This is a genomic window from Kribbella sp. NBC_00359 (genome assembly GCF_036097425.1).
Classification (GTDB): Bacteria; Actinomycetota; Actinomycetes; order Propionibacteriales; family Kribbellaceae; genus Kribbella.
Window position 1 is genome coordinate 7,010,036 of record NZ_CP107975.1, and the last position, 16,242, is coordinate 7,026,277.

A 16,242-nucleotide genomic window follows, 5' to 3' on the forward strand; every position below is an offset into this window, starting at 1 on the left:
ACCGGCTACGCCCTCACCCACACCCCAGCCATCAACCACACCCTCTCGCGCTACCGCGTGGTGTGGTCACTGATGGCGTTGCAGGCCGAGCATGCGGCGGGCGGTGACTGGTTCCGGCCGCACTTCGACACGATCGCGCGGGAGCCGGTCAGTTGATCAGGGTGCCGATGGGGGTGCCGGTGGTGATGGAGGCGGCGGCGGAGGGGCGGTCGATGTCGAAGACGTGGAGGGGGAGGTGGTGGTCGCGGGCGAGGATGAAGGCGGACTGGTCCATCACGCCCAGGCCGCGGTCGATGACGTCCTGGTAGGTGAGGTGGTCGAAGCGGCGGGCGTCCGGGTGCTTGTTCGGGTCGGCGTCGTACACGCCGTCGGTGCCGTTCTTGGCGACCAGGAGGGCGTCGGCGTCGAGCTCGATCGCGCGCTGGACGGCCGGGTAGTCGGTGGTGGTGAACGGCTGTCCGTTGCCGCTGGCAAGCAGAACGATCGAGCCCTTCTCCAGGTGCCGCAGGGCGCGCAGCCGGATGTACGGCTCGGCCAGGTTGTTGATCGGGATCGCCGTCATCAGGTGGACGTCGTCGGCTCCGAGCGCGGTGAGCCGGCCGCGCAGGAGGACGGCGTTGATGACCGTGCCGAGCATGCCGATGTTGTCGGCCTCGACGCGGTCGATGCCCCACTCGTCGGACCGGTTGCCGCGGAAGACGTTGCCGCCGCCGACGATGACCGCGACCTGGATTCCGGTGGCGTGCAGCGCGATCACCTCGTTCGCGAGGTGGGTGAGCCGGTCACTGTCGAAGCCGAAGTCGTTCGAGCCGGCGATCGCCTGCCCCGACAGCTTGAGGACGAGCCTGCGGTACATGCCGCTCCATTCGATCAGAAGGCGGGACGGAAAATCGCCTGTGCCCGCCATTGTGGCCCCGGGCGGGCTCACGCCAAGCTGGGCGGGTGACCGAGTTCAATGACCAGGACCTCACCGGCGCACGGTTCGAACGGTCGTCGTTGCGGGACGCGGTGTTTCACGATGTCGACCTGCGCGGTGCCCGCTTCGACAACGTCAATCTGAACGGCGCCACCATCCGCGGCGCGGCGCTGTACGACGTGTCGCTCGACGGCGACATCCGCAACCTGCGCGTGTGGGGCATGGACGTCGTGCCGCTGCTCGACGCCGAGCTCAACCGTCGTTACCCCGGTCGCGAGAAGATGCGCCCCGCGAACGCGGACGGTTACCGCGAGGCGTGGACGCTGCTCGAGCAGCTGTGGAGCGAGACCGTCGAGCGAGCCCGGCAGTTGCCGCCGGAGATGTTGCACGAGTCCGTCGACGGCGAGTGGTCGTTCATCGAGACGCAGCGGCACCTGGTCTTCGCGACCGATGCCTGGGTACGGCGTGCGCTCCTCGGCGACCCGGCTCCGTGGAACCCGCTGGACCTTCCGCACGACGAGATGCACGACGTACCGCCCGTTCCGCGCGATCGCGCCGTACGTCCGTCACTCGACGAGGTACTCGCGTTGCGGGCTGACCGGATGCGGACCGTTCGCGATGTCTTCGCCGGGCTCACCGATGAGCGGCTCAGCGAGATGACCGTGCCGGTGACCGAGCCCGGCTATCCGGCGTCGGAGAGTTACCAGGTCAGCGACTGTCTTGGCTGCATCTTGAGCGAGGAGTGGGAGCACCGGGTCTTCGCCGAGCGAGATCTCGCCGTACTGCGTGTCGAGTCCGGTGGGACCTGATCGACGCCTGGGTGAGAGCACCTCTACCTAGGGAGAAAGTCATGGAGCTCAGCGTCAACGTCTTCGTCAGCCTCGACGGTGTCATGCAGGGGCCGGGCGGACCGGACGAGGACCGCAGCAACGGGTTCGAGTACGGCGGTTGGCTCGTGCCGCACGCGGCCGACGGGCAGCTGGACCCGGTCGACTGGTGGTTCCGGCAGGCGGACGCGATCCTGCTCGGCCGGTCGACGTTCGAGATGATGCGCACGTTCTGGTCGCAGGTGACGGTCGAGCCAGACAACATCGTGTCCACCGCCTTGAACACCTGGAAGAAGTACGTCGTCAGCAACACACTCTCCGACGCGGACGCGGCGTGGGGCGACACCACCGTGCTCCGCGGTGACGACATCGTGGATCAGGTACGGCGGCTGAAGGAACAACCCGGCCGTGAGCTGCAGGTGCACGGGAGTTGGCAGCTCGTGCGGACCCTGCACGACGCCGGTCTGGTGGACACCTATCGGCTGATCCAGTTCCCGGTCGTGGTGGGGACGGGGAAGCGGCTGTTCGAGGCCGGCGCCGTACCGGCGACCTACAAGATCACCCACGGCGAGGTGCTGCCCGGCGGGGCGGTGTCGCTGACGCTGCGGCAGGACGGGTTCGGGTCGCTCGGGACCGGGGACATCGTGGTCGAGGACGGCAAAGAGGTCCTGATCTGAATCTGTCGGCGTGGTGTCCTAGCCTCTTCCGAGACGACGATATGGGGAGTTGGCGATGGACATGCTCAGCTGGCAGGCGATCCGGGACGCCCAGCTGGACGACTGGCGCAAGCTGGCGGAGGGCTTGCATGCACGGTTTCTGATCGGGTCGTTCGCCGACGGCGCCCGCTTCGTTGGCGCCGTCGGCGAGGCCTGCGCCGCCGGTGGGCATGCGCCGGAGGTCCGGCTTGGCAACGGCTTCGCGGACGTGCGGCTGCTCAGCGACGACGCGGTGGAGCCTGGCACCGACGAGGGCTATCCGAGCGTGACGCAGCGGGATGTGGACCTGGCGCGGCGGATCAGCTCGATCGCTCAGTCGCTGGGCCTCAGCGCTGACCCGTCGGCCGTGGCTCAGGTCGAGCTCGGGCTGGACACGGCCGACCTGGCCGCGGTCGGTCCGTTCTGGGCCGCCGTACTCACCGGCGACGCCGGCGCCTACGACCGCATCGACGTCTGCGACCCGACCGGACGGGTGATGAACCTGTGGTTCCAGCGCACTGACGCGCACGAGACTCCCCGGCAACGGTTCCATCTCGACCTCTGGCTGCCGCCTGAGGTGGTTCCGGCCCGGATCGAAGCAGCGCTGGCCGCCGGCGGGTCAGTGGTGGCCGACGACGAGGCGCCGTCGTTCACCGTGCTGGCGGATCCGGAAGGCAACAAGGTCTGCCTCTGTACGTACCTGGATCGCTGAAAATCAGGCGCGGGGTGGAGGTGCCGTTGGATAGAGTCAGCGTTGTTGTGTGATCCGAGGAGGTGCGTGATGGCTTGCATGGTTAGCCGGTTCCGCGCCGATCCCTCCTTCTCTGCTGCCTTCTGACAGCTTTCCGGACCGGTTGGTGCGTCGCGGCGTCTGGCCGCGGGTCTCGTGCGCCCTGCGCGCACTCCGTGCCGACCGAACCGGAGTTCCCTCATGTCCTTCGTGGACACACAACTGCATGCTGCCCTTGTCCGCGTCCTTGCCGGTGTCCAGCACGACGTGCTGCGCCGCCGTGTCATCGCGTTGTCGAACCGCTATCGGTGTGAGCGGGTCGACGACAGCACACCGGGGATGAGCGACGACCTCGACTGCCTCGCGTACGCCGTCGTACGAATGCCGGCGACTTGTCGTGCGCTCCACGCCGCCCTGCTCGCTGCTGATCGACACGTCGTCAGCACCTTCACAACCCACCTCGACCTCGGCGGGGGAACCGGCGCGGCCGCCTGGGCGGCTGCCGCGGTCTGGCCGGAGATCGCCACCGAGACCGTCGAACGCGAGCCCGCCGCCATCCGCCTCGGCCGACGACTTGCCGATGGTGAGCACGTTGTCGCCGGCAACCAAAGCGCGCCGCTTGCCGGCGCGAGGTGGACGGCGGCCGACCTCCGCCACTGGAGCGCGCATCGCCAGGTCGACCTGATCACGATCGGCTACGTCCTCAATGAACTGTCCGACGCCGCCCGCCGCGACCTCATCGACACAGCGGCGCGGACAGCCGGCACGGTCGTGATCGTGGAGCCCGGGACGCCGCGCGGGCACCGCCGCATGCTCGATGCTCGTGATCAGCTCATCGAGCAGGGCCTGACGATCGCGGCTCCCTGCCCGCATCAGGCAGGGTGCCCGCTCGTCCCCGCCGACTGGTGCCACTTCGCCGTACGACTGCCGCGGACCGAACTGCATCGGGTCCTGAAGGACGGCACGCGCAACTACGAGGACGAGAAGTTCAGCTACCTCGTCGCCACCCGCGCACCGGCACATCCCGCCCCGGCCCGGGTGATCGGCAGGCCCGCGCGGCCGAAGGGGCGGGTGATCCTCGACCTGTGCACCACCGCCGGTTCACGCGAACAGACGGTGGTGCCGAAGTCGTCCAACAGCTACCGCGCCGCGCGAAGCACGACATGGGGAGATGGCTGGAGTGGTCAGAGGTCGTAGCCGCCCGAGGCTTCGAGGGTCTGCGCGGTGATCCACGCGCCGTCGGGGGAGAGGAGGAACGCGATCACCTTGCCGAGGTCGTCCGGTTCGCCGATGCGGCCGAGGGCGGTGCGGTCGGCGATCGGCGGGATCAGCTCGGGATAGCGGGCGAACGCGTCGTCGCCGAGGCGGGTCCGGGTCACGCCAGGAGCGACGGCGTTGACCCGGATGCCGCGGACGCTGAGTTCCTTGGCGAGGTAGCGGGTGAGCACCACCTGTGCGCCCTTCATGCTCGCGTACACCGAGTACCCCGGCTCCGGTCGCGTGTTGGCCAGGGCTGAGGTGCTGCTGGTGTAGACGATCGATCCGCCGTCCGCGATCAGCGGCAGGAGCGTCTGGGTCAGGAAGTACGGACCCTTGAGATGGATCCGCAGCATCTGATCGAACAGCTCCTCGGTGGTGTCCTCGAACCTCACCGGCTGTTGCCCCACGCCCGCATTGTTGACGAGGAAGTCGAACGACGTCCGCCCCCAGCGCTGCAGCACTTCTCGCACGTCGGTCGCGAAGTCGGCGAACGTGTCGGGGCGACCGACGTCCAGTGGCAGTGCGACCGCCGTACCGCCGTCCTTCTCGATCCGTTCGGCGGTCTCCAGGCCGCCGTCGCGGTTGCCGTGGTAGGTCAGGATCACCCCGACGCCGCGCTTCGCGATCTCGAAGGCTGCGCTCTGCCCGATGCCGGAACTCCCGCCGGTGATCACAGCTATTTGCATGATCGTGTCAATCTCCTCGAACGTCTTGAACAGGTACTTGTCCAGTAGACGCGCGCTCACAGGAGAGTCGCTAGACGATTGCTCGCCGCTACTTGCACGATCCTGCTCTATGGCAGAGAAGCTTCCGCGCGGATCAGGCTGGTGTCACGGCTGGGCGGCGTACCGAACTCGCGCCGGTACTCGCGGCTGAACTGCGACGGGCTGTCGTATCCCACGGCGTACCCGGTGCTCGTCACGTCCTCGCCCAGCCCGACTAGCCGCAACCGGGCCTCCTGCAACCGGATCTTCTTCTGGAACTGGATCGGCGTCATCGCCGTGACCGTGCGGAAGTGCCGATGGAACGCCGACGTACTCATGCCGGCCAGTGCCGCCAGCTCCTCGACCCGGAACGGTTCGGTGTAGTGGTCGCGGATCCAGCGGATCACCCGCGCGACGTGCGACAGGCTGCTGTCCGCGAGCCCGATCTCCCGTACGGCGGCACCCTGCGGACTGCGCAGCAGCCGCCAGAGGATCTCGCGCTCGACAAGGGGCGCGAGCACCCGAGCGTCCTCGGGTTCGTCGACAAGCCGCAGCAGGCGGACCACGGCGTCGATGAGTTCGTCGGGCGCTCGGCTGACGGTCAGCGCTTGAACCGAGCCACCAGGCACCTGACTGTCCGCCGCATCCAGGAGCAGCGAGGCAATCAACTCGGCCCGCAGCGACAGCCCGACCCCGAGGCACGGCTGGTCCTTGGAGGCCTCGACGAAGTGCCCGGTCACCGGCAGATCGACCGAGACGACGAGGTAGTCGCCGGCGCCGTACTCGAAGACCTGGTCGCCGACCGCGAGCCGCTTCCGGCCTTGCGCAACCAGTGCAAACGTCGGCGTCGCCAGGGAAGACATCGGCGGTGTCGGCGCGTCGACGATCGAGAGCAGCAACCCGTCGACCGCGTGCTCGCGCCCGGCCGCGGCGACGATCCGGGCTCGCAACTCCGCCAATGCTTTCTCCATAGCAGGTTCAGGCTATGACGAGTCTGGTGATCACGTCGTCCTCGAGGGTGAAGGTGAAGTCGAGGTCGACGGTTCCGCCGGGGAAGTTGCCCTCGAGGTGATGGGTGGCGACGTACGTGTGGTCGTCGACCTGGCGTGCGCCCGTCAGTTCGGCGGTGTAGGTGTACTCGCCGGCAGAGCGAGCCATCCAGGCGCGGATCTCGTCGCGGCCGCGGTAGGTCTTGCCTTCGTCGGTGACTTCGGCGTCGGCGGCGTACCACCGCATCGCGGCGTCGAGATCGCGGGCTGTGTGGCTGACCAGGTACGCCGTGATCGTGGTGGGCAGTTGGTCGAGGGAAATGTCCATGCCGGTCAGCCTGGTGCCTCTCGGTGGGAGAGGGGCAAGTAATTGACTCTCTCGCAGGGGGAGGGTGCAGAGTGGCGGGGTGAGTCGGGGACTGACGATTGGTGAGTTCGCCCAGGCGACGCAGCTGAGTGTGCGGACACTGCGGCGGTATCACGAGAGCGGTCTGCTCGAGCCCGCGTCGATCGATCCGTCCAGCGGGTACCGGTACTACACGACCGGGCAGATCCCGTCCGCGCAAGTGATCCATCGGCTGCGTGAGCTCGACGTACCGCTGGCTGAGGTCGGCAAGATCATCGCGACCGACGATCCGGAGATCCGGGCCGAGCTGATCGCCACGCACCTCGGTCGGCTGCAGGACTCGCTCGATCGGACCCGCGCGGCGGTGACGTCGCTGCAACGCCTGCTGCGGCCTGACCCTGGCGAGTTGGCCGTCGAGCTGCGTTCCGAACCGGCCCGAATAGTTGCCGCGATCACCGATGTGGTCGACCTGGAAGACGTCTTGCCCTGGTACGACGGTGCCATGGCCGAGCTGGACTCCGCCGTACCGAGTCACCAGCGCCTAGGTCCACCGGGCGGCCACTACGACAACGAGCTGTTCACCACCGGCCGCGGCACAGTCGTCGTCTACCACCCGGTCGCCGCCCCACCGTCGTACGGCCGGGTGCGCCCACTCGAACTCCCCGCCGTCGACCTGGCCGCCACTATCCACCACGGCGCCCACGACGACATCGACGTGACCTACGGCCGCCTTGCCACCTGGGCCCACGACCACACGCTGACCGTCACCGGCCCAGTCCAGGAGACCTACACCGTCGGCCCCCGAGACGACCCGAACCCAACATCGTGGCGCACGGAGATCGCCTGGCCAGTCTTCCGCCTGAGCTCCTAGTCGGCGTCGAGGAAGGTGGTGACCACGTCGTGGACGAGGTTGGTGCGGGACAGGCCGTTGAAGTGGGTGGTGCCGGGGAACACGGCTAGTTGGGAGGTGGGGACGCCGACGAAGTCGCCGTTCACGTCGCCGCCGCGGAGCTGGAGGAAGCGGACGGCGTGGTCGAGTTTGACGGCGTCGCAGTCGCCCACGGTGATGAGGGTGGGGGCGGCGATGCCGCGGATGTCGTCGTCGGTCCAGCCGGCGGTGCCGCGGTCGTAGCCGCCGAGCTTGGTGAGCAGGGTCTGCAGGTGCTCGAGATCGGGGTGTGGCGACTTCGCGAGGTACTCCGCCTCCATCGGCGTGCCTGCGATCATTTCCACCTTCATCTCACCGACCGCGGCGTTCTCCGGGCGCTCACCCTCCACGCTGAACGGCACCGACGAGATGACCGCCTTCCGGACCAGCTCCGGGTGCTTGATCGCCAGATACAGCGCGACCGCACCGCCCACGCTGAACCCGAACAGATCCACCTGAGGTACGTCGAGCTCCTTCAGCAACCCGACCACGTCCGACGCCAGGCCGACGGTGCCCAACGGACGGTCGATGTCATTGGTGTATCCGTGTGCCTGGAAGTCGGTCGCGATCACCTGCCGCTGCTCGGCCAGTCCAGGCAGCAGCGCGCCGAACTGCAGATCGATGTTGAACAGCCCGCCGTGCAACAGCAGCAACGGCGTCCCGCCCGAGCCGTGGATCTCGTAGTACATCCGCAGTCCGTTGACGTCGGCGTACCCAGTCTGCTTGCTCACAAGACCCCCACCAGGAGACAGAACGGATGCCCGGCCGGGTCGGCCAGGACATAGAGCGGCTCGGAATCCTCGGACGTGCGGTCCAGGAGGAGCCTGGCGCCGAGCTCTTCGGCACGCTGCCGGTGCCGGCGCAACTCTTCCACCGACGGTACGGCGTAGTCGATGTGGAGCTGCATCGGTACGTCGGGAGACGGCCAGGTCGACGCAGGCAACACATCGACCCCTTGGATCGCGAGCTGCCGATTCCCGGCGTCGTCGACGAGCACGAGCCAATCGGCGTCATCCGCCGTACCGTCACTCGGCGGCTCGTCGCCGGCCCGGTACCGCAAGCCCAGCAACACGCGATAGAACTCCGCCAGCCCGCGCGGATCCGTCGTCGCCAACGCCGTGTGCATTCGTCGCGGGTAGGTCGCCATGGTCGCAGCCTACGTGCTGTGGAAGGTGCGTCTGTAGGTGTCGGGCGGTACGCCGACGACACGCTTGAACTGGCGTCGCAGGGTGGTGGCGGTGCCCATTCCGGTCGCGACGGCGACCGTCTCGATGCCGTCGTTCGTGGCTTCCAGCAACTGTTGGGCGCGGCGGACGCGCTGGGTCAGCAGCCACTGGAGCGGTGTCTGGCCGGTCACCGCGCGGAAGATCCGGCCCAGGTGGCGCGGACTGGTGTTCGCCTGGCGGGCGAGGTCGGTCACGGTCAGCGGCTGGTCGAGTCGCTCCTGGGCCCAGGCCAGGAGGTCCGCGAGCGTGTGGTCGCCGCTGACCTGCACCGGCGTGTCCACGAACTGCGCCTGACCACCGGCCCGATGCGGCTGTACGACGAGGCGCCGCGCGACCGAGTTCGCGATCGTCGCGCCGTGGTCGAGGTGGATCAGATGCAGGCACAGGTCCATGGCGGCGGCCTTGCCCGCGGAGGTCAGCACGCTCCCGTTGTCGGTGTAGAGCACGTCCGGATCGACCTCCGCCTGTGGATAACGTGCGCTCAACGCGGCGGCGTGCCCCCAATGGGTGGTCGCCAGCCGACCGTCCAGCAGCCCCGCGGCACCAAGCACGAACGCGCCCGTGCAGAGCGACGCGATTCGGGCGCCCGCCGCGTGCGCCGCGCGGACTGCCTCGACCAGCTCAGCCGGCGGCGGCTCGTCGACATCCACACACGCCGGCACGATCACGGTGTCCGCGCGGGCCAGCCGGTCCAGACCGTCGTCGGGTTCGACCCGGAAGGGACCGACCTGCACCGTTCCCGGACCGCAGAGGACGACCTCGTACCAGTCGTCGACGTGACTGAGCGGTGGATTGCCGAAGATCTCGTACGCGATCCCGAGCTCGAGGTGCAGCAGATGCCCGGCGGTCGCCAGCGCGACAGTGTGCATGTCCGAAAGTGTACGCATGGTGTCGTTCCGGCCTCTCACGGTCGGGCGCATCGGACGGCGAGACTCGACGTGTCGATCGTCGACAATCGGAGGAGAAGACAATGAATGCAGTAGTGGTCTACGGAGCGACCGGGCACACGGGCCGCTTCGTCGTCGAGGAGTTGCTGCGGCGCGGCCTGCCGACCGTCATCGCGGGACGCGACGCGACCACGCTCGAGACGCTGGCGTCGAAGTGGGGCGACGTCGACGTACGACCGGCCGCGGTCGACGACCCCCACGCGCTCGACCAGGCGCTCGCCAAGGCCGCGGCCGTGATCAACTGCGCCGGCCCCTTCGCGGCGACCGCCACGCAGGTGATCGAGGCGGCCGGCCGGGCCAGGATCCCGTACGTCGATGTCGCGGCCGAGATCGAGGCGAACTTGTCGACAATCGACAGGCACGCGGACACGCCGGTCGTCCCGGCGATGGCGTTCTACGGCGGCCTCGGCGACCTGCTGACGACCGCCGTACTGGGGGAGCGGACCGGCGCCGACGAGGTGCACGTCGCCTACGGCCTCAGCAGCTGGCACCCCACTCCGGGTACTCGCGCCGCCGGACAGGTCTCGCAGGACCTTCGCGCCGGACGCCGGCTGCGGTTCACCGGCGGCGAGCTGCAGTACCACGACGACAAGCCGGTCCAGCAGGACTGGATCTTCCCCGAGCCGCTCGGTCTGCGGCGCGTGATCCCCGAGTTCACCATGGCCGACGTCGTCACGGTCCCCAGCCACCTCGCCGTACCCGAGGTGCGCACCTATATGACCGTCGAGGCGGCGGTCGACCTGTTCAACGCGGACACCCCCGCGCCGGCAGCCGTCGACGCGCTGGGGCGCTCCGACCAGTCCTTCGTCGTGGACGTGCTGGTCCGCACCGATGGGGTCGAGCAACGGGCGACCGCGCGTGGCCAGGACATCTACGCGATCACCGCTCCGCTCGCGGTGGAGGCCGTACGACGGATTCTCGCCGGGGAGACGCTGACGACGGGCGTGGCGACGGCCGGGGCGATGTTCGACGCGACCGACTTCCTGAAGAACCTGCCGCTGGAGGTCGACCTGCCGTAGGGCCGCGGCCGCGGAGGACTGTGGTCTAGCCAGCAACACGACACCGGCCCAGCGCCAACTGGGGTGGCCGCCGCTGAGACGATTGTTCACGTGATGTCGGTACCGGACCGCCGGACAGGGGCTTAGCCTGGCTCGTGGAGGGGATCCGGGTGGGGGGAGCCGAGGTGCAGGGGGCTGCGGTAGAAGTGCGTGGCGGGCCGACGCGCGTCCGGCGCTACGGCGGGGTTGCGGTGGCCGCCTTGTTGCCTTGGGCATGGTTCTTGCTGCGCGACCGGCTCGGTGTGGTGACCGATGTGCTGGCGATCGGGCTGCCGATGCTGACGTTGGTGACAGCGCTGATCGCGGGCTTGCTGGGTCGGCGGCACAAGGCCGCCATCGTCTTTGCCGTGTCGACGCTGCTGGTCGGGATCGTTGCGACCGTGCTGCCGTGGATACCGGACGGAGCCGGCACCGTCGGGCGGACTCGCGCCGTACGGATCGCGGCGGCGAACATCGGCAGCGGCGAGCTCGAAGGCGCCGACAGCCTGCTCGCGCTGCACGCCGACGTGCTCGTCGTCTCCGAGATCGGGTCTCCACTGACCGCTCGGCTGTCCGAGTCGTACCCGGTGCACGTGGCCGACTTGAACGGACCCGCGGTCGGCATCTTCAGCCGGTGGCCGCTGACGGTGGTCGAACGGCCCGGGCCGAATCTGCCCGGCTTCGTGGTCCGGGTCCAGGCGCCGACGGGTGAGTTCGACCTGATCGCGGCGCATGTACCGCGTCCGTGGTGGACGTCGGGCGGAGCGACGTACCAGTCGCCCCCGGATGACGGAGCCTCGTACCAGACCACCGTCGCCGAGCACCACCGGCTGATGGAGCAGCTCGCGGCGCGGGCCGAGCGCGACGACCACCCGGTCGTGGTCACCGGAGACCTCAACACCACCGACCGCGGCCGGGACTACCGGGTGCTCGGCAAGCACCTCGACGACGCCATGCTGGACACCTGGGGCAGGCCGTCGGAGATCGGCAACTGGACGGCGTTCCTGGTGCGGATCGACCACATGTTCGTGAAGCCGGGCTGGTGCGCCGACGATGCCGGCTGGTACAGAATCCCAGTGTCGGATCACCGCGGCATCATCTCCACCGTCGGCCCCTGCAGCTCGTCATGACCACCGAACTCGAGCAGCTGCGCGCCGCGCTCGACGGGCTGCGCGCGGGTGTGCTGAAGAAGCTGTCGGGTCTGAGTGAGGCGGACGCGCGCCGCAGCACGGTCGACTCGGGCACCAACATCGCCGGCCTCGTGCAGCACCTGACCTTCGCCGAGTCCGTCTGGTTCGAGGAGGTCGTCGCCGGTCGCAAGGTGAGCCGGGGGAAGCGTTCGATGAAGGTCGATCCGGCGGTGACCTTGAAGATCCTCCGCGCCGACTACCGCGCCGCCTGCGAGACCTCGAACCAGATCATCGCCGCCATCGGCGACCCCGACGCACCCGTCACCCGCAACGGCAAGACCCATGACCTTCGCTGGGTCATCCTCGGCGTCATCGAGGAAACCGCCCGCCACGCCGGCCACGCCGACATCATCCGCGAACAACTCGACGGCACCACCGGCCGCTAACCGAAGGCTGCGTACACCCGCGGGGGAGGTGTGGTTGCGTCGGCCCACCGGTTGGTGATGGCCGCGGCCATGGCGGTTGTCCACGTGGTGAGGGCGGGGAGAACGCCGGCCGAGGTCGTGAGGTGCGTGAAGACCGAGATCTGCTGGACGAGTTGGGCTCGGCGGCGCCAGCTATCGTACGGCGTCTGGTCGGTGCGGGCGATGACCGGGAGGCGGATGATTCGACTGGCCAGGGCAGCGGCTGCGCCGATGGCAAGCATCTCGTCGTAGCCGTGGAGTGCGTGCACCGGTAGGGAGTTGCGGTACGCGCGGTCGGCCGCCTGGACGATGTGGTCCGGCAGGACCGACCAGTTCGGGCTGTGGTGGGGAAACGGGTAGTGCAGGAACGACGCATCGAAGCCGATATGGCCGAACCCGGCGCCCTCGAAGTCTTGACGATGACGCTACGGCGTACGCCCTCGAACCTCACGCGGCTGACCGGTGCCCAGTCATGACCGATCGCGTGCACCTCAGCGGCCACGAGTCGCCGGCCCCATGCCGCGGCGAGGCCTTCCAGCACCAGCTCGAGTCGCTCGGGCGTCAACGGGTACTCAGGCACGAGGATCAGCCTAGGTTGGTATGACTTCTTCGGCGGGACGTGGCACGATTTCAGGGATGAGCAACAGTCCGGCCGATGCGCAGCGCCTGGGGGACCTCGCGCGGTTGCGGCGTGTCAAGGACCGGATCGATCGGGAGTACGCGCAGCCGCTCGACGTGGAGGCACTCGCCCGGGGGGCCCACATGTCCTCCGGTCACCTCAGCCGTGAGTTCAAGCGTGCTTACGGAGAGTCGCCGTACGGGTATCTGATGACCCGGCGGATCGAGCGGGCGATGATGTTGCTGCGCCGCGGCGACCAGAGCGTGACCGACGTCTGCTTCGCGGTCGGCTGCCAGTCGCTGGGCACGTTCAGCACCCGGTTCACCGAGCTGGTCGGGATGCCGCCGAGCGTCTACCGCGAGCGGGCGGCCGACGCGACCGTGGGCATCCCGTCGTGCGTCGCGAAACAGGTGACCCGGCCGATCAGGAATCGAGAAGCAACTCCGGCGAGCGGCACGTAGCGTGACGTCCATGGACATCAAAATTCTGTCGAGTTTCCTCCCGCACACCGATCCGGAGGCGTCGCTGGCGTTCTACCGCGACATCCTCGGCTTCGAGATCCGCACCGACGTCGGGTACGGCGGCATGCGCTGGATCACCGTCGGTCCGGCCGGCCAGCCCGACACGTCGGTCGTCCTCTACCCGCCGGGTGCCGACCCGGGCATCACCGAGGACGAGCGCCAGACCATCGCCGAGATGATGGCCAAGGGCACCTACGCCACCCTGGTGCTGGCGACCAAGGACATCGACGGCGTGTTCGAGCGGCTGCAGGCCACCGACGCCGAGGTCATCCAGGAGCCGACCGACCAGCCGTACGGCGTCCGCGACTGCGCGTTCCGCGATCCCGCCGGCAACCACATCCGGATCAACCAGGTTTCCTGAGCCAACCCCCGACCGTGCCGAACGGAGACCGCGCCCGCGGCTCCGCCCGACAGCCAGCCGCGATGAGCTGTCCTGAAGACGCCAGACGCGATGAGCTGTCCTGAATAAGATGGAGACACCCATGAGCAAGGCCCCGAGGTCGGCCGGCGAACATGTTGCCGACAGCCACGACCTGATCCGCGTCACCGGAGCGCGGGTGAACAACCTGAAGGACATCAGCGTCGAGATCCCGAAGCGCCGGCTGACGGTCTTCACCGGGGTGTCCGGCTCGGGCAAGAGCTCGCTGGTGTTCGACACGATCGCGGCCGAGTCGCAGCGGCTGATCAACGAGACCTACAGCGCGTTCCTCCAGGGGTTCATGCCGTCGCTGGCCCGCCCCGAGGTCGACGTACTGGACGGCCTGACCACCGCGATCATCGTCGACCAGGAGCGGATGGGCTCGAACCCGCGCTCCACGGTCGGCACCGCCACCGACGCGAACGCGATGCTGCGGATCCTGTTCAGCCGGATCGCGAAGCCGCACGCCGGCCCGCCGACGGCGTACTCGTTCAACGTCCCGAAGCGGACGGCGACCGGGTCGATGGTCGCCGACAAGGGCGCGGGCGAGAAGAAGGTCGTGCGCGAGGCCGTCTACGCCGGCGGCATGTGCGCGCGCTGCGAGGGCATGGGCTCGGTCACCGACTTCGACCTGACCGCGCTGTACGACGACAGCAAGTCGCTGAACGAGGGCGCCCTGACGATCCCCGGCTACAGCATGGAGGGCTGGTACGGGCGGATCTTCCGCGGCAGTGGTTACTTCAACCCGGACAAGCCGATCAAGAAGTACACCAAGAAGGAACTGCACGACCTGCTCTACCGGGAGCCGACCAAGATCAAGGTCGAGGGCATCAACCTGACCTACCAGGGGCTCATCCCGCAGATCCACAAGTCGTTCCTGTCCAAGGACGTCGAGGCGATGCAGCCGCACATCCGTGCCTTCGTGGAGCGTGCGATCACGTTCACCACGTGCCCGGACTGCGGCGGGACGCGGCTCAGCAAGGAGGCGCTGGCGTCGAAGATCAAGGGCAAGAACATCGCCGACCTGTGCATGATGCAGATCACCGACCTGGCCGCGTGGGTGCGTGACCTGAAGGAGCCGTCGGTGACGCCGCTGATCGGGGCGCTGGGGGACGCGCTCGACGCGTTCGTCGAGATCGGGCTGGGCTACCTGTCCCTGGATCGGCCGGCCGGCACGCTGTCCGGTGGTGAGGCTCAGCGCACCAAGATGATCCGTCATCTCGGTTCGTCGCTGACCGACGTCACGTATGTGTTCGACGAGCCGACCATCGGTCTGCACCCGCACGACATCCAGCGGATGAACGAGCTGCTGCTGCAGCTGCGCGACAAGGGCAACACCGTGCTCGTCGTGGAGCACAAGCCGGAGACCATCGTGATCGGCGACCATGTCGTCGACCTCGGTCCGGGCGCTGGGTCGGGTGGTGGCGAGGTGGTCTTCGAGGGTCCGGTCGACAAGCTGCGGGCCAGCGGGACGCTGACCGGGCGGCACCTCGATGACCGCGCGAGGTTAAAGGAATCGGTGCGTTCGGCGACAGATGCGCTCGAGGTCCGGGGCGCCTCGACGAACAACCTCCAGAACGTCGATGTCGACGTACCGCTCGGGGTTCTCGTGGTCGTGACCGGGGTGGCGGGCTCGGGGAAGAGTTCCCTGATCGACGGTTCGATCGCCGACCTCGATGGTGTGGTGGCGATCGATCAAGGCGCGATCCGGGGATCGCGGCGGAGCAACCCGGCGACGTACACCGGACTGCTCGAGCCGATCCGGAAGGCGTTCGCGAAGGAGAACGGCGTGAAGCCGGCGTTGTTCAGCGCGAACTCCGAGGGTGCCTGCCTGGCCTGCAAGGGTGCCGGCGTGATCTACACCGAGCTTGGTGTGATGGCGACCGTCGAGTCGCCGTGTGAGGAGTGCGAGGGCAAGCGGTTCCAGGCGTCGGTGCTGGAGTACAGGTTCGGCGGGAAGAACATCGCCGAGGTGCTCGCGATGCCGGTGGCCGAGGCGCTCGAGTTCTTCGCCGAGGGCGACGCGCGGACGCCGGCCGCCCACAAGATCCTCGATCGCCTGGCGGATGTCGGACTCGGCTACGTGAGTATCGGCCAGCCGCTGACCACGCTGTCCGGGGGAGAGCGGCAGCGGCTCAAGCTGGCGACGCACATGGGGGAGCCGGGCGGGATCCTGGTCCTCGACGAGCCGACCAGCGGCCTCCATCTGGCCGACGTAGAGCAACTCCTGGCACTCCTCGACCGTCTTGTCGACGCCGGGAAGTCGGTCATCGTCATCGAGCACCACCAGGCCGTGATGGCCCACGCCGACTGGCTCATCGACCTCGGCCCGGGTGCCGGTCACGACGGCGGCAAGGTCGTCTTCGAAGGCACCCCGGCCAAGCTGATCGCCAAGCCCACCACGCTCACCGGCAAACACCTCAAGGAATACGTCGCCAAGTGACCGGGTCCGGCGAAGCGGTCAGGAATCGAGAAGCACTGGTGT

The 16,242-nt window shown here is 68.4% G+C and carries 19 protein-coding genes; 11 read left to right on the plus strand and 8 right to left on the minus strand.

Annotated elements, in window-relative coordinates:
- Positions 1 to 148: 148 nt before the first annotated feature.
- Complete coding sequence (gene pyrH / locus OG876_RS34030; protein WP_328520790.1) at positions 149 to 856, minus strand: UMP kinase; 708 nt, start codon at positions 854 to 856, stop codon at positions 149 to 151.
- 86 nt (positions 857 to 942) lie between these two features.
- Here pyrH and OG876_RS34035 point away from each other — a divergent pair, with 86 nt between their 5' ends.
- The 4 genes from OG876_RS34035 (at position 943) to OG876_RS34050 (ending at position 4,365) form a co-directional block, all read left to right on the plus strand.
- The gene (locus tag OG876_RS34035; protein ID WP_328520791.1) at positions 943 to 1,725 is read left to right on the plus strand and encodes a DinB family protein; all 783 of its coding nucleotides are present in this window, start codon (positions 943 to 945) and stop codon (positions 1,723 to 1,725) included.
- 41 nt (positions 1,726 to 1,766) lie between these two features.
- Positions 1,767 to 2,420, plus strand: a complete 654-nt coding sequence (locus OG876_RS34040; RefSeq protein ID WP_328520792.1) for a dihydrofolate reductase family protein — start codon at positions 1,767 to 1,769, stop codon at positions 2,418 to 2,420.
- Between the two features lie 55 nt (positions 2,421 to 2,475).
- The gene (locus OG876_RS34045) at positions 2,476 to 3,150 is read left to right on the plus strand and encodes a VOC family protein (RefSeq protein ID WP_328520793.1); all 675 of its coding nucleotides are present in this window, start codon (positions 2,476 to 2,478) and stop codon (positions 3,148 to 3,150) included.
- Positions 3,151 to 3,369: 219 nt separating this feature from the next.
- A complete protein-coding gene (locus tag OG876_RS34050) occupies positions 3,370 to 4,365 on the plus strand; it encodes a small ribosomal subunit Rsm22 family protein (protein ID WP_328520794.1) in 996 nt (331 codons plus the stop codon).
- On the opposite strand, the gene OG876_RS34055 is transcribed toward OG876_RS34050, so the two are convergent.
- The 3 genes from OG876_RS34055 to OG876_RS34065 are packed head-to-tail and all read right to left on the minus strand — an operon-like array spanning position 4,353 to position 6,449.
- Positions 4,353 to 5,174: an SDR family NAD(P)-dependent oxidoreductase gene (locus OG876_RS34055; RefSeq protein ID WP_328520795.1), complete on the minus strand. Its 822-nt coding sequence runs from the start codon at positions 5,172 to 5,174 to the stop codon at positions 4,353 to 4,355. The two genes, OG876_RS34050 and OG876_RS34055, sit on opposite strands and share 13 nt — an antisense overlap.
- Positions 5,175 to 5,221: 47 nt before the next feature.
- Positions 5,222 to 6,103, minus strand: a complete 882-nt coding sequence (locus OG876_RS34060; RefSeq protein ID WP_328520796.1) for an AraC family transcriptional regulator — start codon at positions 6,101 to 6,103, stop codon at positions 5,222 to 5,224.
- Between the two features lie 7 nt (positions 6,104 to 6,110).
- Complete coding sequence (locus tag OG876_RS34065) at positions 6,111 to 6,449, minus strand: nuclear transport factor 2 family protein (RefSeq protein WP_328520797.1); 339 nt, start codon at positions 6,447 to 6,449, stop codon at positions 6,111 to 6,113.
- A gap of 79 nt (positions 6,450 to 6,528) precedes the next feature.
- Here OG876_RS34065 and OG876_RS34070 point away from each other — a divergent pair, with 79 nt between their 5' ends.
- Positions 6,529 to 7,338 (plus strand): MerR family transcriptional regulator, encoded by an 810-nt coding sequence (locus OG876_RS34070; protein WP_328520798.1) that lies wholly within the window; start codon positions 6,529 to 6,531, stop codon positions 7,336 to 7,338.
- On the opposite strand, the gene OG876_RS34075 is transcribed toward OG876_RS34070, so the two are convergent.
- The 3 genes from OG876_RS34075 to OG876_RS34085 are packed head-to-tail and all read right to left on the minus strand — an operon-like array spanning position 7,335 to position 9,490.
- A complete protein-coding gene (locus tag OG876_RS34075; protein ID WP_328520799.1) occupies positions 7,335 to 8,126 on the minus strand; it encodes an alpha/beta fold hydrolase in 792 nt (263 codons plus the stop codon). The two genes, OG876_RS34070 and OG876_RS34075, sit on opposite strands and share 4 nt — an antisense overlap.
- A complete protein-coding gene (locus OG876_RS34080) occupies positions 8,123 to 8,542 on the minus strand; it encodes a VOC family protein (protein ID WP_328520800.1) in 420 nt (139 codons plus the stop codon). Before OG876_RS34080 ends, OG876_RS34075 begins: the two co-directional genes overlap by 4 nt.
- A 9-nt stretch (positions 8,543 to 8,551) precedes the next feature.
- The gene (locus OG876_RS34085) at positions 8,552 to 9,490 is read right to left on the minus strand and encodes a helix-turn-helix domain-containing protein (RefSeq protein WP_328520801.1); all 939 of its coding nucleotides are present in this window, start codon (positions 9,488 to 9,490) and stop codon (positions 8,552 to 8,554) included.
- Positions 9,491 to 9,591: 101 nt separating this feature from the next.
- On the opposite strand from OG876_RS34085, the gene OG876_RS34090 reads away from it, so the two are divergent.
- The 3 genes from OG876_RS34090 (at position 9,592) to OG876_RS34100 (ending at position 12,181) form a co-directional block, all read left to right on the plus strand.
- Positions 9,592 to 10,587 carry a saccharopine dehydrogenase family protein gene (locus OG876_RS34090; protein ID WP_328520802.1) on the plus strand — a complete coding sequence of 332 codons (996 nt, stop codon included), beginning with the start codon at positions 9,592 to 9,594 and terminating at the stop codon, positions 10,585 to 10,587.
- 164 nt (positions 10,588 to 10,751) lie between these two features.
- Positions 10,752 to 11,735: an endonuclease/exonuclease/phosphatase family protein gene (locus OG876_RS34095; protein ID WP_328520803.1), complete on the plus strand. Its 984-nt coding sequence runs from the start codon at positions 10,752 to 10,754 to the stop codon at positions 11,733 to 11,735.
- Positions 11,732 to 12,181, plus strand: a complete 450-nt coding sequence (locus OG876_RS34100) for a DinB family protein (RefSeq protein WP_328520804.1) — start codon at positions 11,732 to 11,734, stop codon at positions 12,179 to 12,181. The genes OG876_RS34095 and OG876_RS34100 overlap by 4 nt, the downstream gene beginning before the upstream one ends.
- Here the strand turns inward: OG876_RS34100 and OG876_RS34105 are convergent.
- Positions 12,178 to 12,468, minus strand: a complete 291-nt coding sequence (locus OG876_RS34105; protein ID WP_328520805.1) for a hypothetical protein — start codon at positions 12,466 to 12,468, stop codon at positions 12,178 to 12,180. The two genes, OG876_RS34100 and OG876_RS34105, sit on opposite strands and share 4 nt — an antisense overlap.
- A gap of 367 nt (positions 12,469 to 12,835) precedes the next feature.
- Here OG876_RS34105 and OG876_RS34110 point away from each other — a divergent pair, with 367 nt between their 5' ends.
- The 3 genes from OG876_RS34110 to OG876_RS34120 all read left to right on the plus strand — a co-directional run bounded on the left by OG876_RS34110 (position 12,836) and on the right by OG876_RS34120 (position 16,200).
- Complete coding sequence (locus tag OG876_RS34110; RefSeq protein WP_328520806.1) at positions 12,836 to 13,279, plus strand: helix-turn-helix transcriptional regulator; 444 nt, start codon at positions 12,836 to 12,838, stop codon at positions 13,277 to 13,279.
- A gap of 10 nt (positions 13,280 to 13,289) precedes the next feature.
- Positions 13,290 to 13,700: a VOC family protein gene (locus OG876_RS34115; protein WP_328520807.1), complete on the plus strand. Its 411-nt coding sequence runs from the start codon at positions 13,290 to 13,292 to the stop codon at positions 13,698 to 13,700.
- A gap of 121 nt (positions 13,701 to 13,821) precedes the next feature.
- Positions 13,822 to 16,200, plus strand: coding sequence for an excinuclease ABC subunit UvrA (locus OG876_RS34120; RefSeq protein ID WP_328520808.1), 2,379 nt, complete (start codon positions 13,822 to 13,824; stop codon positions 16,198 to 16,200).
- Positions 16,201 to 16,242: the final 42 nt, after the last annotated feature.